At 41.5% G+C, this 25,954-nt stretch carries 24 protein-coding genes; 12 read left to right on the top strand and 12 right to left on the bottom strand.

What is annotated here, in order from left to right; translation table 11 throughout:
- Positions 1-41: 41 nt before the first annotated feature.
- The 4 genes from D7Z94_RS01680 (at position 42) to D7Z94_RS01695 (ending at position 3,610) form a co-directional block, all read left to right on the top strand.
- Positions 42-1,154, top strand: coding sequence for a hypothetical protein (locus D7Z94_RS01680; protein ID WP_120709770.1), 1,113 nt, complete (start codon positions 42-44; stop codon positions 1,152-1,154).
- Positions 1,155-1,232: 78 nt separating this feature from the next.
- Positions 1,233-3,017, top strand: a complete 1,785-nt coding sequence (locus D7Z94_RS01685) for a chloride channel protein (RefSeq protein ID WP_120709771.1) — start codon at positions 1,233-1,235, stop codon at positions 3,015-3,017.
- Positions 3,018-3,069: 52 nt separating this feature from the next.
- Positions 3,070-3,321, top strand: a complete 252-nt coding sequence (locus D7Z94_RS01690) for a hypothetical protein (protein ID WP_120709772.1) — start codon at positions 3,070-3,072, stop codon at positions 3,319-3,321.
- A 94-nt stretch (positions 3,322-3,415) separates the two neighbouring features.
- On the top strand, positions 3,416-3,610 hold the full coding sequence (locus D7Z94_RS01695; protein WP_120709773.1) for a cold-shock protein: 195 nt from the start codon (positions 3,416-3,418) through the stop codon (positions 3,608-3,610).
- A gap of 63 nt (positions 3,611-3,673) precedes the next feature.
- Here the strand turns inward: D7Z94_RS01695 and D7Z94_RS01700 are convergent, their stop codons facing one another.
- On the bottom strand, positions 3,674-4,123 hold the full coding sequence (locus tag D7Z94_RS01700; protein ID WP_120709774.1) for a nucleoside deaminase: 450 nt from the start codon (positions 4,121-4,123) through the stop codon (positions 3,674-3,676).
- 74 nt (positions 4,124-4,197) lie between these two features.
- Between D7Z94_RS01700 and D7Z94_RS01705 the strand changes: the two genes are divergently transcribed.
- A complete protein-coding gene (locus D7Z94_RS01705) occupies positions 4,198-5,967 on the top strand; it encodes a 1-deoxy-D-xylulose-5-phosphate synthase (RefSeq protein WP_120709775.1) in 1,770 nt (589 codons plus the stop codon).
- Positions 5,960-7,087, top strand: coding sequence for a DUF3078 domain-containing protein (locus D7Z94_RS01710; protein ID WP_120709776.1), 1,128 nt, complete (start codon positions 5,960-5,962; stop codon positions 7,085-7,087). The genes D7Z94_RS01705 and D7Z94_RS01710 overlap by 8 nt, the downstream gene beginning before the upstream one ends.
- On the opposite strand, the gene dgt is transcribed toward D7Z94_RS01710, so the two are convergent.
- Entirely contained in the window at positions 7,084-8,427 is a 1,344-nt protein-coding gene (gene dgt / locus D7Z94_RS01715; protein ID WP_120709777.1) for a dGTP triphosphohydrolase, read from the bottom strand. The two genes, D7Z94_RS01710 and dgt, sit on opposite strands and share 4 nt — an antisense overlap.
- Positions 8,428-8,607: 180 nt before the next feature.
- Here dgt and D7Z94_RS01720 point away from each other — a divergent pair, with 180 nt between their 5' ends.
- From D7Z94_RS01720 to D7Z94_RS01730, 3 genes are all read left to right on the top strand, one after another.
- Positions 8,608-9,009, top strand: coding sequence for a carboxypeptidase-like regulatory domain-containing protein (locus tag D7Z94_RS01720; RefSeq protein ID WP_120709778.1), 402 nt, complete (start codon positions 8,608-8,610; stop codon positions 9,007-9,009).
- A 483-nt stretch (positions 9,010-9,492) separates the two neighbouring features.
- Positions 9,493-11,745: an inorganic phosphate transporter gene (locus tag D7Z94_RS01725; RefSeq protein ID WP_120709779.1), complete on the top strand. Its 2,253-nt coding sequence runs from the start codon at positions 9,493-9,495 to the stop codon at positions 11,743-11,745.
- A gap of 183 nt (positions 11,746-11,928) precedes the next feature.
- On the top strand, positions 11,929-12,927 hold the full coding sequence (locus D7Z94_RS01730) for a CAP domain-containing protein (protein ID WP_158594576.1): 999 nt from the start codon (positions 11,929-11,931) through the stop codon (positions 12,925-12,927).
- Positions 12,928-12,936: 9 nt separating this feature from the next.
- Here D7Z94_RS01730 and nadD read toward each other — a convergent pair whose 3' ends face one another.
- From nadD to D7Z94_RS01760, 6 genes are all read right to left on the bottom strand, one after another.
- A complete protein-coding gene (gene nadD, locus D7Z94_RS01735) occupies positions 12,937-13,521 on the bottom strand; it encodes a nicotinate (nicotinamide) nucleotide adenylyltransferase (RefSeq protein WP_120710835.1) in 585 nt (194 codons plus the stop codon).
- A gap of 13 nt (positions 13,522-13,534) precedes the next feature.
- Positions 13,535-14,134 (bottom strand): guanylate kinase, encoded by a 600-nt coding sequence (gmk, locus tag D7Z94_RS01740; protein ID WP_120709781.1) that lies wholly within the window; start codon positions 14,132-14,134, stop codon positions 13,535-13,537.
- Positions 14,131-14,988 (bottom strand): YicC/YloC family endoribonuclease, encoded by an 858-nt coding sequence (locus tag D7Z94_RS01745; RefSeq protein WP_120709782.1) that lies wholly within the window; start codon positions 14,986-14,988, stop codon positions 14,131-14,133. Before D7Z94_RS01745 ends, gmk begins: the two co-directional genes overlap by 4 nt.
- Positions 14,989-15,029: 41 nt before the next feature.
- A complete protein-coding gene (locus D7Z94_RS01750; RefSeq protein WP_120709783.1) occupies positions 15,030-15,845 on the bottom strand; it encodes a 3-keto-disaccharide hydrolase in 816 nt (271 codons plus the stop codon).
- Between the two features lie 106 nt (positions 15,846-15,951).
- A complete protein-coding gene (locus D7Z94_RS01755; RefSeq protein ID WP_120709784.1) occupies positions 15,952-16,710 on the bottom strand; it encodes a 3-keto-disaccharide hydrolase in 759 nt (252 codons plus the stop codon).
- An 18-nt stretch (positions 16,711-16,728) separates the two neighbouring features.
- Positions 16,729-17,781: a sugar phosphate isomerase/epimerase family protein gene (locus D7Z94_RS01760; RefSeq protein ID WP_120709785.1), complete on the bottom strand. Its 1,053-nt coding sequence runs from the start codon at positions 17,779-17,781 to the stop codon at positions 16,729-16,731.
- A 160-nt stretch (positions 17,782-17,941) separates the two neighbouring features.
- Here D7Z94_RS01760 and D7Z94_RS01765 point away from each other — a divergent pair, with 160 nt between their 5' ends.
- The 3 genes from D7Z94_RS01765 to D7Z94_RS01775 are packed head-to-tail and all read left to right on the top strand — an operon-like array spanning position 17,942 to position 21,869.
- On the top strand, positions 17,942-19,642 hold the full coding sequence (locus tag D7Z94_RS01765; protein WP_120709786.1) for a GMC oxidoreductase: 1,701 nt from the start codon (positions 17,942-17,944) through the stop codon (positions 19,640-19,642).
- Positions 19,643-19,651: 9 nt separating this feature from the next.
- Complete coding sequence (locus D7Z94_RS01770) at positions 19,652-21,361, top strand: GMC oxidoreductase (RefSeq protein WP_120709787.1); 1,710 nt, start codon at positions 19,652-19,654, stop codon at positions 21,359-21,361.
- A 43-nt stretch (positions 21,362-21,404) separates the two neighbouring features.
- Positions 21,405-21,869: an ASCH domain-containing protein gene (locus tag D7Z94_RS01775; RefSeq protein ID WP_120709788.1), complete on the top strand. Its 465-nt coding sequence runs from the start codon at positions 21,405-21,407 to the stop codon at positions 21,867-21,869.
- Between the two features lie 104 nt (positions 21,870-21,973).
- Here D7Z94_RS01775 and D7Z94_RS01780 read toward each other — a convergent pair whose 3' ends face one another.
- Genes D7Z94_RS01780 through D7Z94_RS01795 form a run of 4 tightly spaced genes read right to left on the bottom strand, consistent with a single transcriptional unit; the run spans position 21,974 to position 25,879 of the window.
- A complete protein-coding gene (locus D7Z94_RS01780; RefSeq protein WP_120709789.1) occupies positions 21,974-23,113 on the bottom strand; it encodes a Gfo/Idh/MocA family protein in 1,140 nt (379 codons plus the stop codon).
- Between the two features lie 57 nt (positions 23,114-23,170).
- Positions 23,171-24,397 (bottom strand): MFS transporter, encoded by a 1,227-nt coding sequence (locus tag D7Z94_RS01785; RefSeq protein WP_120709790.1) that lies wholly within the window; start codon positions 24,395-24,397, stop codon positions 23,171-23,173.
- A 17-nt stretch (positions 24,398-24,414) separates the two neighbouring features.
- Positions 24,415-24,858 carry a DinB family protein gene (locus D7Z94_RS01790; RefSeq protein ID WP_120710836.1) on the bottom strand — a complete coding sequence of 148 codons (444 nt, stop codon included), beginning with the start codon at positions 24,856-24,858 and terminating at the stop codon, positions 24,415-24,417.
- Positions 24,859-24,877: 19 nt separating this feature from the next.
- The gene (locus D7Z94_RS01795) at positions 24,878-25,879 is read right to left on the bottom strand and encodes a sugar phosphate isomerase/epimerase family protein (protein ID WP_120709791.1); all 1,002 of its coding nucleotides are present in this window, start codon (positions 25,877-25,879) and stop codon (positions 24,878-24,880) included.
- Between the last annotated feature and the right edge of the window lie 75 nt (positions 25,880-25,954).

Here is a 25,954-nt window from a genome sequence, read left to right on the forward strand (position 1 = left end):
AGTTGTGCGTATTTTTAAAATAGGACTCTTACAGTCATATAATGAAAATTGTTTTATACGTAGCATTTGCCATACTAGCTTTGGGTTGTAGCAATAATGGTACAGAGACCATACCCGCTGAGGCTAGGGTAGACCTGGAGGGATTGACTTCCAGTATTGGCGAAATCACATCAACCTCGATAGCACTCCAATATTCGTATTCAAATCTTACAACAAACGGGGGGAATCTGGTCACGGAAATTTGGTACAAGAAGCTCAATGATGGTAATTGGAGTATTTTAGAGGTTCCCATTGAAAATCAAAAGGTACTGGAAATCAATAATCTTGAGCGCGGAACCACCTATTTGGCAAAGCCCGTATTTAAGGTAAATGATTTTGTAAAAGAGGGTGCCGAAATACAATTTAGGACACTCCCCTTTAATTACACTTTTGTACGAGAGGGAAATCCCAATAGCATATGGATTACCAACATATTTGCCGATGATGACTACACCGAATTGGGAGATAATATAGTTTTATTCTTAAAAAGGGAAAATGACAGTATTCCTACAGAAATTACCGTTATCTCAAAGGATTCCTTATGGATTACAGCTTTTACTGGCTTACAAACCTTATTTGATTCCTCGGGTGTTTATGAAGAAAGGTTGGAGGCATCTTTGACGCTCCAATTTAATGACTATTACAACGGTAGTTTTAGCACTGTTGACCTATTTAATCCGAAACCAAGAATAAATGCACTTAGTTTTCAAAAGACGGTATCCTGTAGCGATTTGGATAAAACAAAGCTTCTTTTTCAGGGATTCTTTTGGGATTCTTCCCTACGGACAGAAACGGATTTTAATAAACCGGACGATTACCAAATTACTATTACAAATATTGAAGACCCTTTAATAACAATACCCGTTTATACGCAATTGGACCAAAGATTCCATGACACCGACGATGTTAATTTGTTTTTATCCAATAACTGCGAGGTGGGCTTCACAATAGTTGAAGACCCCCCGATTAGAAATTTATTTCACAGGGGAAGCTTCATGTGGGTTTCCTTTCCAACGGAAATCTTGCCAGAAGGAATGTACAGGCTACAATTCAGCGTAATCAAAAATGGAGATCTCCTATCGGCTGAGCCGTTTGAATTTTCTCTACGGTATTAGACTTGCTCCAGAAATATTTCCTACGGTTTTCTTCAATAGAAATTGGATACCTTTGCCCTTAGTCAATGGCTAGATTCAATGCCTTACCCAAAGAAAAATCTTTTGAAACGTTTATTGGTCTGGAGATACAAGCACATTTCCAATAAAACGTTTATCCATATATTAAGTGTTGTGGTTGGCCTTTTGGCAGGTTTGGCTTCGGTTACCCTAAAGAACATTACCTATTTTATAGAGTCTTCCTTAGAAAGAGGTATCCTTTTTTCCAATTACGGAATGTATTTTATACTGCCCATAATCGGTCTGGCGCTGGTGTATCTCTACGTTAAATTCGTGCATAAGGAAAAACTGCAACATGCCGTCTCTTCCATTCTTTTCTCATTATCCAAAAGGAAAGGTATTATTGCGCCCAAACATATTTATACCCAATTGATAGCCGCCCCGTTGACTGTTGGTTTTGGGGGTTCGGTAGGACTTTTGGGCCCGGCCGTTGCGTCCGGAGCCGCCATCAGTTCCAATATGAGCCGTTTGTTCCATATTAATACCAAAACACGTTCCTTGTTAATTGCCTGTGCTTCTGCAGGGGCTATTGCGTCCATTTTTCAATCTCCCATTGCCGCTATTATTTTTGCCGTGGAAGTATTTAGCTTGGATTTGACCATGTTGTCGGTATTGCCACTTTTACTGGCCTCCATATCGGGTGTGCTCACTTCATACTTCTTTTTGGGCAATGAGGCCCTTTTTAATTTTACGATTACCCAAGATTTTGAAGTGAAGGACACCTTGTTTTATGTAATATTGGGAGTTGGCACCGCCTTTGCCTCTATTTATTTCACCAAAATGTACTTTGGCATTCAGAAACTTTTCAGGCCGTTTAAGAGTCCAAAGTACAAACTGCTTATTGGAGGTTTGGCCATAGGCATAATGTTGTACTTTATTCCTCCCCTATATGGGGAAGGTTTTGGGTTTATAAATAGCCTTTTGGATGGCGAACATGCGGTCGCACTGGGCAGAACTCCTTTTGATGCTTATATTGATAATATTTGGGTGGTTATTGCCCTGCTCTTTGGTATCACCATTTTTAAGGCGGTAGCCATGACAACCACTTTGGCGGCAGGTGGTGCCGGGGGAATATTTATTCCTACCATGGTTATGGGCAGTGCCTTGGGCAATGTTGTGGCAAAAGTGATAAACCATTCCGGGCTGGGTTTCGCTGTCTCGGAAAGTAATTTTACATTGATCGGTATGGCCGGTCTTATAGCGGGGGTATTGCACGCGCCATTGACTGCGATATTTCTAATCGCTGAAATCACCGGGGGTTACGCTCTTTTTGTTCCTCTTATGATTACCGCCTCCATTTCATATCTAATTACCAAGAATGCCACCGATTATTCTATTTATACTAGGGAACTGGCGCAACAAGGCGCTTTATTGACCCATAACAAGGATCAAGCAGTTTTGACCTTGATGCAACTGGATGATGTTATTGAGAAAAATTTTAAATCGGTATCCCCTGAAATGAACCTTGGTGATATGCTTCACCAATCGGTGTCAAAATCCACCCGCAACATTTTTCCCGTAGTAGATGAAAAAAAGGCCTTGGCCGGCATTGTACTACTGGACGATATCCGGGAATTTATGTTCGATACCTCAATGTACGATACGACGACGGTCAAGAACTTTATGCGAAATCCTCCCGAACATATCTTTTATGGAGAGGACACCATGCAAAAGGTAATGCGAAAATTTCAGGATAGTGGGGCCTGGAATCTTCCCGTAATCAAAGATGGTAAATACTTTGGTTTCGTGTCCAAATCGAAGCTATTGACCGCATACCGTCGAGAGTTGATCAACTTCACAAAATAATGGATAAAACATTGTAGCTCTGGTTTATGCTCTTTTTGATAATTTTGGGTATATGAAATATGTTATCGCCCTTATTACCATTGCCTCGTTTATTTCAATCTTTTATGGGTTTTCCATCCAAGAGGAAGAACTTCAATTGGCCCACAAATTCATTGGTTTCGGAACCGTTGGCCTTTTTCTTGTTGCAATGCCCCTTTTTTTAATAAAGGAGAGTAAAGGGAAAAAGATGAAAGATTATATGCTGAATGAGGAAAACATTCGAAAAATGCGTAAAAAAGAAAGGGAAAAGTCTGAAAACCAATGACTTTAAGCATATTTGGCCGGTAAATTAAGTCGATTTTGGCCAAAAAATTATACCTTAGTGAGACAAACATTTTTTCACAAATAATTATAATTGAATGACCGGTACAGTAAAATTTTTTAATGACTCCAAAGGATATGGGTTCATTACGAACGATGAGACGGGAAAAGACATCTTTGTTCATGCCACGGCATTGAACGGAGTTGAGCTAAACGAAGGCGACAAAGTAGAATACGTAGAGGAAGAAGGCAGAAAGGGTATGGTAGCCGCACAAGTACAAGTGCTAGGATAAGTATTGTATTATTGAACAGAATTTCGACCCTGGTAAAATACCGGGGTTTTTCGTACCTCCCCTTCAGTTTAAATTCCTTTTTTGAATAAAAAACCGTTTCAAAAGAACGGAAGCTTCATTTTCCAAAAGACCTCCAAGGACTTCAGTTTTTGGGTGTAATTTTGCCCCCATTGCCTTGAATCCCCTTTTGGGATCCTTGGCAGCGAATACAATTTTAGAAATCTGGCTCCAATACAAGGCCCCCGCGCACATTTGACAGGGCTCCAAGGTTACATAGAGCACGCAATTGTTTAAATACTTGCCTCCCAAAAAATTGGCCGCCGAGGTTATTGCTTGCATCTCGGCATGGGCCGTAACATCGTTCAATTGTTCGGTCAGATTGTGGGCGCGTGCAATAATCCTGTCCTGGGTTACAATAACGGCTCCTATAGGGACCTCGCCCTTTTCAAAAGCCAAGTTGGCCTCTTCAAGGGCCTTTTTCATGAAATAGGCATCGTCAAAAGGTAAAACCATAAAACCAAATGTACAATTTTGAGTCAAATTGTGAAGAAACACACAGTCATTTTGCCGTACATTTGTCCCCGAAAATGAAAATCCTTTCCCAAATAAATTCTCCAGAAGACCTGCGCAAGATTCCCTTGGGCACATTGCCTCAACTTGCACAGGAATTAAGGGAATTTATAATAGACATCGTATCAACAAAGGAAGGGCATTTAGGCGCGAGCTTGGGTGTTGTGGAACTTACCATCGCCCTCCATTATATTTTTGATACTCCAAAAGATAGGCTCGTTTGGGATGTAGGACATCAGGCTTACGGGCATAAAATTTTAACGGGGCGAAAAGAACTTTTTGATACCAATAGACAATTGGGCGGCATCAGCGGGTTTCCTAAAATTGACGAAAGCGAATATGATGCTTTTGGAACGGGACATAGTTCTACCTCCATTTCGGCCATTTTAGGTATGGCCTTAGCTTCTAAGTTAAAAGGTGAAACAGATAGAAGGCATATCGCAGTAATTGGGGATGCTTCCATTGCCAGTGGAATGGCTTTTGAAGGATTGAATCATGCAGGCGTTACCGATGTCGATATGCTTATTATCCTGAATGACAACGCTATTGGAATAGATCCTAGTGTTGGTGCCCTAAAAAAGTATTTGACCAATGTAAAAAGGGGCACGGCCAAGGACGAAAACATTTTTGAATGTCTCAATTTTGATTACTCAGGTCCAGTTGACGGTAATGATTTACCAAATTTGATATCGGAATTAAAGCGCTTAAAAGCGCGTACAGGGCCTAAGTTATTACATATTATCACAACAAAGGGAAAAGGGTTGCAAAAGGCGGAAGAGAATCAGGTAGCTTATCATGCTCCTGGGAAATTTGACAAATCCACGGGAGAAATACATATAAAATCGGTCGAAACCGAAGTTCCTAAATATCAAGACGTTTTTGGACATACTTTGGTTGAACTTGCTAAGCAAAATCCAAAGATTGTAGGAATTACCCCGGCCATGCCAACAGGTAGTTCTTTAAAATACATGATGGAGCAAATTCCGGACAGGGCCTTTGATGTAGGCATCGCCGAACAACATGCCGTAACTATGGCGGCCGGGATGGCCAAAGAGGGTACAATTCCATTTTGCAATATTTACTCTACTTTTCTTCAACGCGCCTATGATCAGGTTATACATGATGTAGCTTTGCAGAATCTCCCTGTAATATTCTGCTTGGATCGTGCAGGTATTGTTGGTGAGGATGGTGCAACACACCATGGTGTTTTTGACCTGGCATACTTGCGATGCATTCCCAACCTGATTATTTTTGCGCCCATGAATGAAATGGAACTGCGCAATATTATGTATACGGCACAATTGGGGTTGCCTAATCCTATTGCTATACGTTATCCCAGGGGTCAAGGGACTACCTTGGATTGGAAGCGACCCTTTGAAGAAATAGCTATCGGATCTTCACAAGAATTAAAAAAAGGAAGTAAAATCGCGATACTTTCATTGGGCACCATAGGAAACAGGGTTGGCAAGGTTATTGATGAAAACGATAACAACCAACAAATAGGGCATTATGATATGCGTTTCATAAAACCTTTGGATACAAACCGTCTAGAACACATCTTTCAAAATTACGAGTATATTATAACTATCGAAGATGCTTGCAAAGCAGGAGGATTCGGTAGTGCAATACTGGAACTGACCAATGAAATGGGGTATTCCAACCAAATTCATATGCTCGGAATAGATGATGCTTTTTTAGAGCACGGTACAGTGGATGAACTCCATCAACTGGCAGAAATAGACGCTACTTCCCTTAGAAATCTTTTAAATAGAATTTTTGATGCGTAACAAAAACCAACGTAATTTATCCTTTTTTCTTTTGTCCTTTGTTTTCGCTACTGGATTGTTACTGGCCCAAAATCCTGTACCCCTTGGCACACAATTAGATAGCATGGCGGTGGATACAACCGTAGTTGATACCATTGTAGTTCGCCGTATCCAAGAAAAGGTGAAAAATATACCCAGAGGTGTAAATCTGACCATTCCGGAGGTGTCATTTAAAAAAACAAAGGCCCTTATGGAAAAACCAAAGAAATTTCGTGTACCTTCATTTTGGACCAGATTGAATAAACTTGGGCTGAACCTAAGCGAAGTCGCCTTTGTGAATTGGAATGCCGGGGGAGACAATTCCGTATCCGCCTTAGGCAATGCCAGTTTCGCCCGAAATTATAAATTTAGATATATACAGTGGGACAATGAACTCCGATTTAGATATGGAATAAATGTACAGGAAGGTCAGCAAATACGAAAAACGGACGACCTCATCCGATTTAGCTCCACATTTGGCTATCAAAGGGATACCATCAGTAATTGGTATTATTCCGTAAAGGCTAATTTTAACACCCAATTTTCCAATGGATATAAATATCCAAACCGGGATACACCCATATCTCGGTTTATGGCTCCTGGGTATTCGTTTTTGGGAGCGGGAACCTCGTATATAACCAAGGATCAAAGGTTTAATCTATACATCTCGCCCGTGACGCAGAAGGCCACTTTTGTGTTAGATCAAGATTTAGCGGATAGAGGAGCTTTTGGGGTACAAAAGGCCATTTTTGATGCTGATGGAAACATCATACAACAAGGTGAAAATGTTTTTTTGGAGTTTGGTTTTCTGGTCAACCATACTTGGGAAACCCAGGTCTTTAAAAATATGGGGCTCAAACATAGGCTAAACTTGTATACAGACTATTTACGCAGATTTGGTAATGTAGATGTGGACTGGGAGCTCAACTTTAATCTTAAGGTAAACGAATATATTGTTACTACTATTGGCACCCATTTGATTTATGACGATGATATTTTATTTGACGAGCAGGTAAATGCCGATGGTGTCGTAATTGATCCAGGAGAACCAAGGATACAGTTTAAACAGTTGTTGGGTGTAGGGGTCTCTTATGATTTTTAAAGTTGTTTCCCCATAATCTTATTGTGTATATGAACGGCAGATCCATCTGAAAGACTGGCCACATAACAAGAGGTATTCAATAATATTTTGTATATGGATGTTTCCGTCTGTTGATAAAACTCCGGTAGGGTTTGTATCATCAATCTATCGTAATTGGAAAACTTGCCCTCCTTTTCCCGAACTAGTGCGCCGGTATAAACGTCCAGAATATCAGAAATAATCCTATAACCGGCTATTTCCTTTTCCACCACCTCTTGGGAACGATATACTTTATGGACGCTTAACGAGATAATATCGGCAATTTGAGCTTTGTATTTGCTTTTGTCCAATAAGGAAGTCTCAAATGTACCATTAAGTATTTTCTCTTCGTTCTCAACGAAAACCTCGATGGCATCCCGTATTAAGGTATTGATGGCCAATGCCCGTAGATAGCTTAGCCTGTCCTCCTTGTATCGCAAACCATTATACTTCTTAGTACTTATGGTATCTTTCACCAACTTTATCAAATATTCCAAAGCAAATTCCTCGGAAATAAGACCAAGATTTATTCCATCCTCAAAGTCTATTATGGTATAACAAATGTCATCCGCCGCTTCCATGAGATAGGCTAAGGGATGTCTCGAAAAAGAAATGCCCTCCCCAGCGGTAGTGGATGGCAGACCCAATTCCCGGGCAACTTCTTCAAAAAATTCCTTTTCGGACTGAAAAAACCCAAATTTCTTGTCCGCAATGTGTTTGGTAGGTTTCTTTGGAAGCGATTCCTTTGGATATTTCATAAAAGCTCCTAACACCGCATAGCTCAGACGCAGCCCTCCTTCAACACCTTCTTTGGATTCGGTTAATAGCTTGAATCCATTAGCATTTCCTTCAAAATCAATCAAATCCTGATACTCTTTTTCAAAAAGTACTGAATGGTATTTTTTGCCGTTGCCATTTTTAAAATACTCTCCAATCGCTTTTTCCCCACTATGCCCAAAAGGAGGATTCCCTATATCATGAGCCAAGGCGGCAGCTGCCACAATGGCTCCAAAATCGTTGAACGTATATCCATGAACTTCGCTCAGGTGAGGATGTTTTTCCAGTATTCGTTTCCCGGCTATCCTACCCAAACTGCGGCCCACAACGGACACTTCCAAACTATGTGTTAAACGGGTATGGACAAAATCGGTCTTGGACAAGGGAATAACCTGGGTCTTATCCTGTAAACTGCGAAAAGCGGAAGAAAAAATAATCCGATCGTAATCCACTTCAAATCCCAATCGGGTCTCATCCTGCTCCTTACGTAATCTTTTACCGGTATCACCATATCGTTTTAAGGAAAGTAACCGTTCCCAATCCATGCCAATCAATTTGTGGCGCAAGATACATCTTTTCAGTGTTTACCTATATTCCATATTACGGATTGTCCACGGACGGCTAACATTTAGTTAACCTTAAAAAGGCCTATTGATAATATGCCCATAACGTTATATTAAACTAGTTACGTTTTCTTTGCCTAAAGAAAACAACGTTATCAAAACATGGTACAAAAAATAGTTCTAATTATCCCCTTTCTTTTTTCCGCGATACTATTGGCTCAGGAAACCAGCTCCATATCCGGGAGGGTTTTGGACAATGAACTTAGCGGTGAACCTATGCTATTTGCAGACGTTATGCTAAAAAATACCGAATGGAAAACACATACCAATTTTCATGGCAATTTTGAAATTGACGATGTGGATCCCGAGAATTATATATTGGTCATCAGTTTTTTGGGCTATGATACTTTAGAAATTCCTATAGAGGCAAAACCCAATGGCGTACTTCAAATACAAAGAGGATTAAGTTCTAAAACCATTGATCCAGAGACAGTAATAGTTTCTAATAGCGAGTCCATGCCATATGGTTCAATTGCATCAATGGAAAAAACAGCCCAAAAATAGTCAGGATTAACCCCCTTTTTTAAGGTGTCCCTGTAATTGCACTTTAAGTATATCAGTCATCAGGTTCACGGTCTCGCCCCCATATTTTATCATTAAAAACTTGCGATAATAGTATTGTGCAACTTCAATTGCTCCGCGATACTCATTCTGCAAAGCTTTTGGTTATACATTTACGAAACAATTTATTAACATTAAATTTACATTCTAGGTTTTATGGTGAATCACTATTGCACGTTGACCTTTCATCTTTCCTAAAACTCTGACCATTTTATTTCTTTACTTTCGTTAAAAACAGTAATAAAAAAGGAGAGTCCAGCCAATTGTCCATCAAACTTTCGAAATAAAAACTCTTCCACCGCTATAGGAGAATATTATTGAACCATTTTCCTGCACTTCACTCAGAAATCTCGCAAACAACTTTCATAACTTTATTTTAACTTACTTAACAAATTATAATGTCATTTTTGTGCTTATTTGATGTTAATGGGCGAAAACATTTACCTTTTCATGATTATCGCTCTTGCGGTGCTTGCCATCACGGATTTGGTGGTAGGTGTCAGCAATGATGCCGTAAACTTTCTAAACTCCGCAATAGGTTCCAAAGCCATTTCCTTTAGGACCATAATGATCGTTGCCAGTATTGGTATCGCTTTTGGAGCCATGTCCTCAAGCGGTATGATGGAAGTGGCCAGAAAAGGAATATTTAATCCCGAAGAATTTGTCTTCGCAGAGATTATGATCATATTCATGGCCGTAATGATCACGGATATTCTGTTGTTGGATTTTTTCAACACCTTGGGTATGCCAACTTCTACAACAGTATCCATTGTGTTTGAATTACTAGGTGCGGCAGTAGCTATTTCATTGATAAAAATTACGGCAGCAGGTGGTGGTTTTGTGGATTTGAGCACCTATATCAATACTGAAAAAGCGACCGAGATTATTTTGGGCATCCTACTTTCGGTGGTGGTTGCTTTCTCTGTTGGGGCCCTTATCCAATTTGTTTCGCGATTGTTCATTTCATTTAAATTTCAGGAAAGACCCAAATGGATCGGGGCCATTTTTGGTGGATTGGCCATAACATCTATAGTCTACTTCATACTAGTAAAAGGATTAAAAAGTGCGGATATTTTTAGTCCCGTTATTCTTGAACATATAGCCTCCAATCCTATACTCTTTCTTCTAGAGAATTTTGTTCTTTGGGCGTTTGTATCGTGGTTGGTTACCTCATTTTTTAAACTCAATATTTATACTCTGATCATCGTTCTTGGCACCTTCGCCTTGGCTATGGCTTTTGCAGGAAACGATTTGGTAAATTTTATTGGAGTTCCCCTGGCCGCACTTGAATCTTACACCAGTTGGAGCAATTCTGGTACACTTGCGGAACAATATACCATGGAGAGTCTATCGCAGGCCGTGAGGACACCTACGTTGCTTCTGTTACTTTCAGGAGTTATTATGGTCATTACCCTTTGGTTTTCTTCCAAGGCAAAAAATGTTGTAAAAACAAGTGTTGACCTTTCTAGACAGGACGAAGGAGAAGAACGCTTTCAGCCTAATTTTCTTTCCAGACAAATTGTGAAATACTCCATTAAAGCCACGGAAAACTTTTCGGGTATTTTTCCGATTTCCCTTAGGGCCAAAATAGACAAAAGGTTTGAGAAACCTTATGTATATGTACCCAAAATCAGGACCCAGGATCTTCCTGCCTTCGATTTGGTCAGGGCCTCCGTAAACCTTATGGTAGCAAGTGTATTGATATCCATTGCTACTTCTATGAAACTACCCTTGTCCACTACCTATGTTACCTTTATGGTTGCGATGGGCACCTCGCTGGCCGATAGGGCTTGGGGACCGGAGAGCGCGGTCTATCGTGTTGCCGGTGTACTTAATGTAATAGGCGGATGGTTCTTTACGGCCATTAGCGCCTTTACTGCCGCGGCACTAATAGCTTACCTCATCCATTTAGGAGGAATTGTGGCCATAGTAATCTTACTTATTACCGCATTTTTGCTCATTGGAAAGAATTACCTCTCCCACACTAAAAAGGTAAAAGAAAATAAAATTGAGGAAAAACTGCAAAGAGCTGAAAGTAGTTCTATCAAAGAGCTAATCGAAGAAAGTGCGGACAACATTGCCCTTACCATGAAAAGGGCCAATAAAATATACACCTTTTGCATAGATGGTTTGGCCAAACATGATATTGAAAGGTTGAAAAAAAGCAGAAAGAGTATCTCCAAATTGGAGAAGGAAGTGGAAGAATTAAAGGATAATATTTTCTATTTCATAAAGAATTTGGATGAGTCCAGCGTAGGTACAAGTAATTTTTACATAACCATGCTCAATTATTTGGAGGATATGACACAGTCCTTGGAATACATTTCAAAGGCAGGGTATAAACACGTAAATAACAATCATAAAAAATTGCGTTTCAATCAAATAAAGGATTTGAAAGAAACCGATCAATACGTAAGCGGTCTTTTCTCCAAGGTTACCCAAATCTTTGAAACCAAAGAATATGTTAACCTTACAGAATTGATAGTCCATAAGCAGAATCTTTTTGACCACATCAATAAAAAAATAGAAAAACAGGTTACCCGAACAAGGATTGATGAAACCAGTCCAAAAAATACAGCGCTATATTTTAGCCTCTTATCGGAAACCAAAGATTTGCTTGCAGCTACGCTAAACCTATTGGAAATTTATGATGGCCATGTAAACGGCGTCAAGGTATAGGAAATGTTTCCTTCCTAAACTAATTCAACAAACCGCTTTAAAGTATTTCCATCCAGTATCCTTAACGGCTACTTGATATAGTATTTTTTTCTACCTTGTTTATTTACTTGCTCCGTTCATCGAAAAATTATGTGCTTTTTGGGAATTCCTTCGTTTAAGAGGTACACCCAAACGATTTCCAGTATGCACGTATTACTTCGCAGGTCATTCTTATTTTTTCTTTTATGCGCCTTAGCAATTGTATCTTGTACCAAGGACACGCCTTCACCCAACATTGATGACGGTACAGATAATGAACAATTTCCAGATGATGGTACCGACAATGAGCCATCTCCGTCCGATACGGATAACTCCGCCAGATTAGCGGCCAAGGAACTATATGAAGATTATTATTTAGCCTCCGTTAGTGCCACTGAAGATGTGCCTTGGACCGGAGATGAACCTTCCTGTAATGCAGGCTCCGTGCCTGAAGGCACAAAGGAAAAAATCTTTATGCGCTTGGCCTATTTTAGAAAAGCAGTAGGACTGAACAATGAAATATCGGAAAATGCCACAAAGAGTGAAAAGGCCCAAAAGTCGGCTCTTATGATGCATGCTAATGGTACCTTGGATCATTCACCTCCAAATAGTTGGAAGTGTTTCAGTGATGATGGTAAGGAAGGAGCCGGAAATTCGCTACTGGCCATGGCCAGAAATGCCCCGGCCATAGACGTATATATTAGAGATCAAGGATCCAACAACGGTCCGGTAGGTCATAGAAGATGGCTATTATGGCCAAGACTACAGGAAATTGGAATAGGGAATACCGAAAGGGCCAACGCTATTTGGGTGCTCGGTAATGCAGGTACGTCTCCTGAAGACGCACCTGAATTTATTGCATGGCCCCCAGAAGGATACATCCCCAATAATCTAGTGTATTCACGATGGTCCTTCTCTATAAGAAATGCTGACTTTACCGCAACCAAGGTCTCCATGGAGGATGAAGATGGAAATTCTGTCGCACTATCTTTGGAAGAATTGGATAACGCCTTTGGAGATCGTACAATTGTCTGGGTCCCCGAAGCGGTAAATACAAATGGTACGGAAGACATTTCCTATACTGTAACTCTAGAAGATGTTAATCTTAATGGAGAAATGAGTGACTTCACGTATGAGGTTACACTTTTTGATATAAACAATTAAGATTTAAGGTTATCTATAAAAATTCATTTCGTCCATATACACCCAAACCGTTTCCGGGAGTAGCGGACGTACATTCTTCCCCATATTATGGCTTTTACGGATGAAGGTTGAAGAGATTTCCATTACAGGAGCATCTATATGATGGATTTTTGGGTGTTCCTTAAATCGATTCTCCACTGCTCCATTTGAGATTCTTGGATAAACATAAAGAGTATAGTTTTCCAAGATGGCTTCATAATTTTTCCATTTATGAAATCCCTTGAGATTGTCCTCGCCCATTAACAAGGAAAATATGTTGCCGTCTCCATACTTCTCATCCAAACGTACTAAAGTGTCAATCGTATAATTGGGTTGGGGTAAATCAAATTCAATTTTGCTAGGTTTTAATTTGGGGTATTCCTTAACTGCCTCAAATACCATTTGATACCGATGGTGGTCATCCAAAAGCGTTTGTTTGGTCTTAAAGGGACTCCTTGGGGTAATTACAAACCAAACCTCGTCCAGATCGGAAAACTCCACCATATGGTTGGCGATAATAAGATGGCCGATATGGATAGGGTTAAATGTGCCGAAATAAAGGCCTATTCGTTTCAATTTCTCTTGATATTTAGACTCCACTTTCCGATGATGGTATTCTCCCGATAAATTCGGCCACAAGATTATGCGCTTCAGTCAAAGCCCTGTCCAAATCGTAATTCTTGATAACTGTATCAAATTGTGGGGCGGTGGCCATTTCTACGGAAGCTTTTGCAATACGCATATTGATCTTGTCGTCACTTTCCGTGCTTCGCTTTTTCAGTCTAATCTTTAGTTCGTCCACACTGGGCGGTTTTACAAAAACGGCAAGTGTTTTTTCCGGATATTTCTTCTTTATCCTTAGCCCTCCTACTACATCAATATCAAAAATCACATTTTTGCCTTCGGACCATAACCGCTCTACCTCGCTTTTTAAGGTTCCATAAAAATTATCGCGGTATACCTCTTCCCATTCCAAAAAATCATCATTTTTGATATGCTTTTTGAATTCCGAAACAGACATAAAATAGTAGTGCTTTCCCTGCTTTTCCTTACCTCTCCTTGGCCTTGAAGTGGCCGAGACGGAAAAGGCCAAATTTAAATCCGGTTGTGCCAGAAGATGACGTACAATGGTTGTTTTACCGCTCCCTGAAGGGGCTGAAAATATGATTAATTTGCCCCCTTTCGTCATAAAACGTTCAACATTTGTTCCTTTATCTTTTCCAGTTCATCCTTCATTTGGACGACCAATTGTTGCATAGGGGCATAATTCGCCTTAGAGCCAATGGTATTGATTTCACGACCGATTTCTTGACAAATAAAGCCTAGTTTCTTCCCGTTGGAATCCTTAGACCCCAATGTTTTGGAGAAGTAGCTCAAATGATTGGCAAGCCGAACTTTCTCTTCGGTAATATCATATTTCTCCAAATAATAAATAAGTTCCTGCTCAAAACGATTGGCGTCTACATCCGCCCTCAAATCAGTCATAGCTTTTTCAAGACGTTCCCGAATCGTTGATTGCCTTTCCGGATCCATGACCTTCACTTCTTCCAACAGGGATTCCAAAGTATGTATCCGTTCCACAAAATCCTTTTCCAATATTTGGCCTTCCTGGGTACGGAATTTCTGTATTTCGGAAATGGCATTTTTTAGCGCTTCAAGAATTGCTGAATATTCAGCCTCATCTATATCATCCCTGTCCGTTTTTAAAGCATCTGGCAATCGCAAGGCCATTTCCATAAGACGTACATCCTCTCCTTGGGCAATGGACTCCAATTGTTTCATATACTGCCGTACTACACCTTCATTTATCTGTGCGGAGGTCTCATCGCCGGTATATTCTATATAAAGTCCAAAATCAACTTTTCCCCGGGTCAATTCATAGGCAATAAGCTTTCGGAGTTCCAATTCCTTTTCACGATAGGCAGAAGGCATTCGGGCATTCAAATCCAAGCTCTTGCTATTGAGCGATTTTAGCTCGATGGTGATTTTTTTCGTGGGCAGTTGTATCACATGCTTCCCGAAACCGGTCATGGATTGAATCATAGGTATATTTTAATTAAGAAATACAGCGGACGAAAGACCAGTTATAGTTCCCTGACCCAAATGTTCCTATAGCTTACCCGACTGTCGTCACCATGATCCTGGAGCTTTAGCGGGCCTTTGCCATGTGCAGGATTTTTTGGCCATCCTATATAGGGCGTAGTCCCCTTGATTTCTGTATGGTCTTGGATCAACACCCCATTGTGAATAACCGTAACGGTACCGGATTTGATTTTTTCACCTTTGGCATTGAACTCCGGTGCATGATAAACAATGTCATAGGTATTCCATTCTCCCGTAGGTACGGAAGCCATTGCCAATGGTGGCCCTTGCTTATAAATAGAACCCACTTGGCCATTTACATAAGTGGGGTTATCATTTTGATCCAGAACCTGTATCTCATAAAGACCACTTATAAAAATTCCACTATTACCTCGGTTTTGATTATCGCGCTGAACCGGTAGTGGTGATCGCCATTCAATATGTAGCTGCATATCTCCAAACTTTTGTTTGGTCTGTATATCCCCTGTCCTATCGGCAACGGTCATACTTCCATCATCGTTCAAACGCCATGGGGCTGGAGAAGTACCATCTTTTGAACTAACCCAACCATCAAAACTTGTACCATCAAAAAGAACGATAGCGTCGCTAGGCGGGCTGCCATTTGTTCCAGGAGTGACCTTGGGAACCTTGGGCTCATAGAATTCCGTGGCCTTGGGTTTGGTAGGTTCCGGGCCTTCATACTCGGGGTGTACGATTACTCCGTCTCTTACTATTCCTGGAGTCTCTCCCAATATGGCTTCCTGTCCCAATACAATGGAAAGTGAAAAAAGGGTAATTAATGTGAGTAGTTTTTTCATTAGTAAAGTGTTCATATCGTTTCAATCTTTGGTATTTCTCATTTGTACAGATGCATCCAGCAAATAGCCATATTTACGTAGCAAATATGGCACTAATAATCCTGCACTATAACTCCTTGATTTTTACATTACGGAATGCCACCCCGTCCCCATGATCTTGAAGTCCAATTTTACCTGTGGTATGTTTTCCGAAATGCTCCCAATCGGCAAATTTTGAATCGGCTACCATAGTACTCCATTCCGGATCGTTCACGGGAAATTCAACCACTTTCTCCCCGTTTAGCATAACACTTCCTTGATTCGTTTTATGGTTTATGGTCAACACACAGGTATTCCACTCTCCAACCGGCTTGGTAACATCCTTAGTTGGGGATACCATATCGTACAATGCCCCTGCTTGATGGCTCGTGCCATTTTTGCCATCGGGATGTTTCTCATTATCGAGTACCTGTATTTCAGGTCCCGTACGGTAAGGTTGATTGAGTGAAGGCATTTCGGCAACGCCCCAAAAGATGCCACTATTGCCTCCCTCGGCAATCCTCCATTCCAGGGAAAGCTCAAAATCGGTGAACTCCTTTTCGGTCACCAGGTTATAGCTCTCACCTTTTTTTCGATCTTCAGGAGGGTAAAAGACCATAGCCCCATCCTCCAATTTCCAGTGTTCGGAAATGTCTTCCTTTAGATATTCTTTCCAACCATCAAAAGAAGTACCATCAAAAAGAACAATCCATTCTTCGTTCTCAGAGGTCGTGACATCAGCTTCCGAAACGGCCTCTTCTATGGCTTCTTCGGTAGGTGTTTTCGCTTTTTCCTTGCAGCCCAAAGTGGATATGGTTATAAGCACAATACATAAAAACTGTTTCATAATTTAAGTTTTAACGGTTTAGATTCCGAGTATGTTTTTAAGCACTTCCTTGTCCGTTTCGCCCCCGGCGAAATCATCAAAAGTTCTTTGGGTGGCCTCGATAATGTGGTCTTGGATAAAGATGGCTCCCTCCCGAGCACCCTGTTCAGGACTCTTAATGCAACATTCCCACTCCATTACGGCCCAAACGTCACAGCCGTATTGCGTTAGTTTGGAGAAAATCGTTTTAAAATCGATCTGACCATCGCCTAAGGAACGGAAACGACCGGCACGATTCTCCCAATCGTTATATCCACCATAGACGCCCTTTTTCCCGGTAGGATTAAACTCGGAATCCTTTACATGAAAGGATTTTATAAACTCATGATAGAAGTCTATATAGGCTAAATAATCCAGTTGCTGAAGTACAAAATGGCTGGGATCATAAAGTAGATTGACCCTTTTGTGATTTCCCGTGGCTTTCAAAAAACGCTCAAAGGTATCCCCGTCATGCAAATCCTCACCGGGATGTATTTCATAACAGACATCCACACCTTCCTCATCAAAATGATCTAAAATGGGCTTCCATCGCTTGGCCAATTCCTCAAAGCCCATATCTACAAGTCCAGGAGGCCGCTGCGGCCAAGGATATGAAGTATGCCATAAAAGGGACCCGGAAAAAGTAGCATGCGCCGTAATGCCCAACCTTCTGCTCGCCGTACCGGCTTTCTTTACCACATCTACCGCCCATTCCGTGCGAGCCTTTGGATTGTTCCTTACATGATTTGGAGCAAAACCATCGAACATGATATCAAATGCGGGATGTACCGCTACCAGTTGACCTTGCAGATGCGTGGAGAGTTCGGTAATTTCCAATCCATAGGAGTTTACTTTCCCCTTGAGTTCGTCGCAATATGTTTGACTTTCCGCAGCTTTGTCCAAATCGATCAAAAAGCTTTCCCAAGTAGGAATTTGAATTCCTTTGTAACCCAGATCGGCCGCCCATTGGCACATGCCATCCAGCGAGTTAAAAGGTGCCTTGCTATCTACAAATTGTGCCAAAAAAACGGCAGGTCCTTTAATTGTCTTCATCAGTACAGTATTCTATATTAATTTGATTATGAATTTAATATTTTACGGAAGTGTTAGAATAAATCCTATATTTAGTTCTCTAAATTTCCTCTAGGTTCTGCTTTACTTCGGGAAATCATAAATATAGGAAAACCATCAGAATTAAAATAAGAAATCCAAGATGAATCAAGAAGAAGTGTATGATGCCATAGTGGTAGGTACCGGCATTAGTGGAGGCTGGGCAGCCAAGGAACTCTGCGAGAATGGTTTAAAGACCTTAGTGTTGGAACGCGGAAGAATGGTGGAACACATTAAGGACTATCCCACAATGAACATGGACGCATGGGACTTTCCTTATAAAAATGAACTTTCCGCAGAGGATAGGAAAAAATATCACAAACAACTCCGGGTCAATTGGGCCCCAAAGGACGATGTAAAACACTTCTTTGTAAACGATTTGGAGCATCCATATATAGAGACCAAACGCTTTGACTGGATCAGAGGTTATCACGTGGGCGGCCGATCCCTAACATGGGGGCGCCAAAGCTATCGCTGGAGCGATATTGATTTTGAGGCCAATAAAAAAGATGGACACGGCGTGGATTGGCCGGTACGCTATCAGGACATTGCCCCATGGTACGATAAGGTCGAAGAATACATAGGTGTAAGTGGGGAAAACTTGGGATTGAAACAATTACCGGATGGTAAGTTTCAACCACCCATGGATTTAATATGCGGTGAGTACGATCTAAAAAAAACAATGGCCGAAAAATATGATGATGGCCGTTTATTGACTATCGGTCGAGTGGCCCACATTACGGATAAGCAGGCCCAGGTTGAAGGACGGAATCCCTGCCAATATAGGAACAGATGCTGGCGCGGTTGTCCTTTCGGCGGATATTTTAGCAGCAACTCCTCGACACTTCCAGCAGCTGAGCGGACAGGAAATATGACGCTAAGGCCTAATTCTATTGTTCATGAAGTAGTTTACGACGAGACTTCCAAAAAAGCCACTGGAGTTCGAGTTATCGACACCGAAACCCACGAAAAATTAGAGTTCAAGGCGAAGGTTATTTTTCTCTGTGCTTCTGCAATGGCCTCGGTGGGGATTTTGCTAAAATCCACGTCCGATCGCTTTCCCAATGGAATGGGTAACGATTCCGGGATGTTGGGCAAGAATATTATGGATCATCATTATAAGTTGGGTGCCACGGCAAAAATAGATGGCTATTTGGATAAATATTATAAAGGCAGACGGCCCAATGGATTTTATATTCCGCGTTGGGTGAACATGGATGAAAAGACGAAGCGTGATTACTTAAGAGGTTTCGGATATCAGGGTAGTGCCAGTAGGGAGGATTGGTCGGCTTCCATTAAGGAGATGAGCTATGGAAAAAATTTGAAGGATTCCGTACTAAAACCCGGGAATTGGCAAATTGGAGTGACCGGTTTTGGGGAATTTCTTCCCTATGACGATAACAAAGTGACCCTAAGTACAACGGAAAAGGATCAATGGGGATTACCTCAGCTTGATTTTGATGTGGAATTCAAGGAAAATGAATACAAAATGCGGGAGGACATTATACGAGAAGTCATGGATATGTTTGCCAAAGCAGGTTTTAAGGATGTTCAACCCTATGACGAATCCACCGGCCCAGGTTTAGGTATCCATGAAATGGGTGGTGCCCGAATGGGGCATAATCCCAATACCTCTGTTACCAACAAAAACAATCAAGTCCATAAGGTTCCCAATGTTTATATGACCGATGGGGCGTTCATGAGCTCCTCGAGCTGTGTAAATCCTTCCTTAACTTACATGGCCTTTACTGTGAGAGCCGCCAATCATGCGGCAAAACAATTGAAGGCCGGAAAGTTTTCATAAATTTAGTACATGCCGGCAAACCCAAATACAACATATGACGCCATTGTAGTAGGAACGGGAATAAGTGGTGGATGGGCCGCCAAAGAACTCTGTGAGAATGGTTTAAAGACCTTGGTACTGGAGCGCGGGAGAATGGTAAAACATGTAACCGACTATCCCACGATGAACGATGATCCATGGGATTATGAATTCAGGGGCGAACTAACGCGAGAGGAAAAGAAAGCCTTTTCATTATTACCAATGGGCGGTGTAAATAGACAGCGGGAGGCCATGCATTTTTTTGTCAATGCCTTGGACCACCCCTATGAAGAGACCAAACGTTTTGATTGGATTCGAGGCTATCAAGTAGGGGGGCGTTCACTTACCTGGGGACGGCAAAGTTACCGCTGGTGCGATATTGATTTTGCGGCCAATAAAAAGGATGGTCATGGTGTGGATTGGCCGGTACGCTATGGAGACATTGCTCCATGGTACGATACCGTAGAAGAATACATAGGTGTAAGTGGGGAAAACTTGGGATTGAAACAATTACCGGACGGCAAATTTCATCCTCCCATGCAGCTTAACTGCGTAGAGAAGGAGCTACAGGCCAATATGTCCCAGAATTTTGACGATGGCCGTTTATTGACTATCGGCCGTGTAGCGCATATCACAAAAAACACAACCGACTTTGCCAATAGAGGACCTTGTCAATATCGAAACAGATGCAAACGAGGTTGTCCCTTTGGTGGGTATTTTAGTAGCAACTCTTCTACACTTCCTGCAGCGGAACGGACAGGGAATATGACACTTCGTCCTAATTCTATAGTCCATGAAATCATTTATGATGAAACGGTAAATAAAGCCATTGGAGTTCGTGTCATTGATACGGAAACCCGTGAAAAATTAGAGTTTAGGGCAAAAGTTATTTTTCTATGTGCTTCGGCCATGTCCTCGGTGGGTATTCTATTAAAATCCAAATCTGATCGTTTTCCGAATGGAATGGGAAACGATTCCGGAAAGCTGGGAACCAATATTATGGACCATCATTTTAAGGTGGGCGCCAGTGCCACGGTCAATGGCCATATGGACAAATACTACAAAGGACGAAGGCCTAATGGCTTTTATATTCCTAGATTCACAAACCTTGGCGGGAACACGGAGCGTAAAAACTATCTACGTGGATTTGGCTACCAAGGAGGGGCAAGTAGAAACAATTGGTCCAACCTAATTGCCGAGACGGTCTATGGGGGTGGGTTGAAGGAAGCCATTCTTAAACCGGGACAATGGCAAATTGGGATGACCGCCTTTGGTGAGTTTTTGCCCTATGACGACAATAAGGTAACGCTAAGTTCCGTTAAAAAAGACCAGTGGGGACTACCTTTATTGGATTTTGATGTAGAATTAAAAACTAATGAGTTGGAGATGCGGAAGGATATGATGAACGAGGCCATTGCCATTTTTGAAAAAGCCGGATTTGTGGATGTAAAGGGGTATGATACAACTTCGGGGCCGGGATCGGCCATTCATGAAATGGGAGGCGCAAGAATGGGACATGACCCAAAAACATCAGTAGTGAACAAGAATAATCAGATACATGCCGTTAAAAATGTATATGTTACCGATGGAGCGTTTATGACTTCTTCCAGTTGTGTAAACCCTTCCTTAACCTATATGGCGTTTACGGCAAGGGCGGCCAATCATGCTGCCCAACAACTGAAAAAGAAAACTATTTTCTAGATAGAAATTATGAGCGTATTTTGCTTTACCAAAACAGCTACTAATGGATAACGCTTCAGCCAGAAATATGTGGGGCGATTTTTTGGACGCCCATCTGGAATTTGCTTTTGTAGATGCCCCTAATGTTATTCATTTTTGCGATAACGAGACGGATGCCAATGAATGTGCAGAATTGGTAAAAAAGGGAACTAAAAAAGCTACTTCCGATTCTTTATTGGGACTTCAATACCGAAAGGAAACCTTGCCTAAAATCGGGGATTTTATTGTAGTAACCGATTGGGAGGGCAAAGCGCAATGTATTGTGAGGCTCACCAAGGTCTCGTTCAAACCCTATTTCAGTATTAATCAGGAATATGCCAAACTGGAAGGAGAAGGTGATAAATCCCTAGAGTATTGGAAACGCGTACATTGGGATTATTACACCCGGGAGTTGGAACCTTTTGGGCGTGTCCCAAGGGACAGTATGATTATTGTATGCCAAGAATTTGAGAAGGTGTTTGAACGATAGCCTTAAGTCTTCGGTATTAGGCATCTTTTATTATAAGGCCCTAAAAGTTAAAAACTTTTAGGGCCTTATAATTTAAATATTCCTTTGGATGTGTTTTATAAAGGTTAGCTTTCCATCTCCACCCAAACATTACCTCCCTTATGGGATTCCACCGTGGCTTCGATGAAATTCATGCCGCGAACACCATCCAACATGGTAGGGAATTCTCCATCATTGTATTGCTCTCCCCGTATGGCCCTGGCAGCCCCCAAATAGATGTTTGCCATAGAATCGAAGATTCCTTCGGGATGCCCTGGTGGTAGTTTTGTGCCGTTCAGCGACAATTCGGAGTTATAGGCGTGTCCGGGCTTGTATACTTGGGTAGGTTCAGTATCGCTTTGCTTGTACAGAAAATTAGGTTTTTCCTGCTCCCAACGAAACGAGGCTTTTTCCCCATAGATTGCGATAGCCAGTCCGTTTTCCTCTCCCGTGGCCACTTGGCTTCCCCGGATAACTCCTTTAACGTGATCGCCCATTCGGACAAGAACAGTGCCATCCACATCCATTTTATTGTCCTCATATAAATAGTTGAAATCACACAATAGGGATTTTACCTGAAGTCCTGTGGTATATTCCACTAAATTAAAGGCATGTACCCCAATATCCCCCATACAGGAGCTGATACCGGCCTTCTCCGGATCTAATCGCCATACGGATGAGCGCTTCTCCTTATCATGGATAATGGTATTGATCCAACCTTGGTAGTAACGAGCATCCACCTTATGGATTTTTCCCAAAGCCCCGGATTTTATCATTTCACGCATTTGACGCACCATTGGATAGCCCGTATAGGTATGGGTCAGGGCGAATATTGTACCTGCCTTTTTGTGTGCTTCTTGTAATATTTTTGCCTCCTCCAAAGTAGTGGTCATTGGCTTTTCGCAGATAACGTGAAACCCATTATCCAGCAATTTCTTGGCCATGGGAAAATGAAGAAAATTAGGGGTCTGTACGGAACAGACCTGAATCCGCTCTTCTTTGGGCAATTTCATTTCTCCTTCAATAAAGGCATCAAAATCTTTATAAATGCGATCGGTAGGAACATCTATTTCTTTGGCAAAGCCTATATTTTCCTCATAAACCGGATTGAAAACCGCTCCTACTATTTCATAGTTATCATTGATATGGGAAGCAACCCGGTGCAAAACTCCTATGAGAGAATCGCCGCCCCCTCCTAAAATTCCTAATCTAATCTTCTTTGGCATAATGGTATACTTTAAAAATAGGTGTTGATTTTTATGTGATTAATATATAGAAAATATCTAAGTTTTATAGGTGATTTTTTCATTCTTGAAGAAAATGAAAAATAGAAAAAATACCAAAAGGGCAAAAGCCGCCGGATACAACCAAATGATTTCCCAGGCATGCGCGCCCTCCATGGAGATGTAGGTATCTGTGATTTTACCTGCAATCCAAAAGCCAATGAGCATGCCAAGGCCGTAGGTGGCCAAGGTAATCAATCCCTGGGCGGCACTTTTAATATGGGTTCCGGCCTTGCTATCGGTATAAATCTGTCCGGAAACAAAGAAAAAATCGTAACAGATACCGTGTAGGGCAATCCCCAACAATAACAAAAATGCCAGCTCACCTGGATTACCATAGGCGAATAGCACATAACGCACGGCCCAGGCCAACATGGCCACCAACATGGTTTTTTTAAATCCGTACTTTTTGAAAAAGAAAGGGAGTAATAGCATAAAAAGAATTTCCGAAATCTGACCGATGGTCATCTTTCCAGCTGGGTTGGTCACACCAATCTCTCCCAAAAACTGTCCGGCATGCTGATAATAGAAAGCCAATGGAATACAGATAAGGACAGATGCCATGAAGAAAATCAAAAAATTGCGGTCTTTTAAAAGTCCTAATGCCTCTAGCCCCAGAATATCCGAAATACTTACTTTCTTTTTTTTATCCATTCGCGGAGGTGTTTTCGGAAGGGTGAAGCAAAAAACCCCAAGTAACGCCGATGAAATTGCGGCCATTAAAAAAGTGTTCCGTAAGATGCCTTCGGATATGCCTTCCTGTGAGTCCCAATTCAAATAACTAATAAGAAGTCCGGCCGCGATCCATCCAATGGTTCCAAAAACACGAACCTGGGCAAATTCCTTCGCAGGATTATTCATTTGGTTAAAAGATACAGAGTTCACCAAGGCCAAGCTGGACATATATAAAATCATATAGGCCAAAAGGTATGGAAAGAACAAGGTAAAGTCCGTGGTTTGGTATAAGAGGTACATCAATACGGCCCCTAAAAGATGTAAAACGCCCAAAATACGTTCTGCATTAAAAAACCGGTCGGCGATAAGCCCGATGATGAACGGGGCCAAAATGGCACCCCAGGACTGGGTTGAATACGCCATTGCTATTTCGGCACCATCCGAGCCTAAAGTGTTAGGAAGATAAATCCCCATGGTCACGTACCAACTACCCCAGACAAAAAATTCCAAAAACATCATTAGGGATAGTTGCAAACGAACTCCTACTTTCATAAAGCCTATATTTTCCGTTATCGTTTGTAATGAATATAATCCATAGGTAACGGCTCCAAATTGTTGTCCCTAAAATCCATGGTTATCTGACCCCGATGGTGAGAGGAATGATTAATAATATGAAACAGAATATCCTTTAGGGTATTGGCAAACAGACGCCCCTCCGTATTCTCATAATCGATCCGTTTTTCAAAATCCTCCGAATTGGTGGTAATCTCGAAAGAGCTCCTTTGATTCTCGTAATGTATATCACCCCAATCCTTAATGTCATGCGGTTGCCAGACCTTATATTCGGGAGGTTTTCCTAGAATTCTGGCATTCCAAATATGATGGGCATTGAGGATATGACTAAAGAGCGTAATACTTTTTTCAGGAACGGTATCCATGGCACTACATCGCTCAATAAGTTTTTTGTTGCAATAGAAATTGTAATCAAAAAGCTGGTTAAAAAACACTTTCATAAACTGTATCGCTTTGGTATCAGCCCAACTTCTTGGCAGCATTGAGCATCAATTCCTTAGTGGCCAAAATACCTTCTTTCTCACTGAGTTCACTTCCTTCATACTCCACACCAATATGACCTGTGTAACCGGCATCCTTTACAATTTGAAGCATTTTTGTATAATCAATTTGGGTCTCATTTCCATTGGCATCAAATTCGTGGGATTTGGCGCTCACCGCCTTGGCGTGCTGCATCAATTCGGTTACCCCTTGATAAATATCATACATTTCGGCACAGCCTTTTGTATAATCGTCCGGATCGTTCCTTCGGATACAAAAATTACCAAAATCCGGTAGCGTACCGCAATTATCCATGTTTACGGTTTCCATAACATCTGCCACCATGGCACCGTTGGAAGAAAGTCCACCATGGTTCTCTACAATTACATTTATATTTTTAGCCTTGGCATATGTAGATAATTGGGTAAGGGAATCTACGGAGGCTTCCTTCCAAATTTTTGGGTCGTCCGTTCCATACAGGTTTACTCGTATGGCGTGGCATCCCATAGCGGCCGCGGCATCGACCCATTTGTAGTGGTTTTCCACGGTCTGCTTACGCTCGTTCACATCCGGTACGGCCATTCCACCTTCTCCATCAACCATTATCAGTACATTTTCAACACCATGTTTTTTTGCTTCCGCATTGCATTTTTCCACAAATGCAACCATAGCCTCATCGGAGTAATTGGCCGCTTCCAATTCTTTATTATAGAGCTGATTTACATATTCAATCCCCGTAAAACCCCATTTCTTGGCCTTTTCGGCAAAGGTATACGGATCCACCCCGTCTTCCCGTATCATTTTATGGATGGACCATTGGGCCAAGGATAGTTTAAAGAAAGGGGCGGTTTCTTCCATTGTTGTATTTTCTTCTGTTTCTTCGGAATCTTTTTTCTTTTCTTCCTTACAGGCATGAAGTCCTAAGAGGGATAGTGCTAGGCCCGCTCGGGAGCCATTTTGTATAAAATGTCTTCTTCTCATGGTACAGGGTTAGTTGTTCGCTAATGAATCGCTGCTGATTTTCTACATCGATATAGTAGACCATACTGCAAGGAG

Origin of the sequence: Ulvibacterium marinum (assembly GCF_003626755.1) — a bacterium.
In the GTDB taxonomy this organism is placed as follows: Bacteria; Bacteroidota; Bacteroidia; order Flavobacteriales; family Flavobacteriaceae; genus Ulvibacterium; species Ulvibacterium marinum.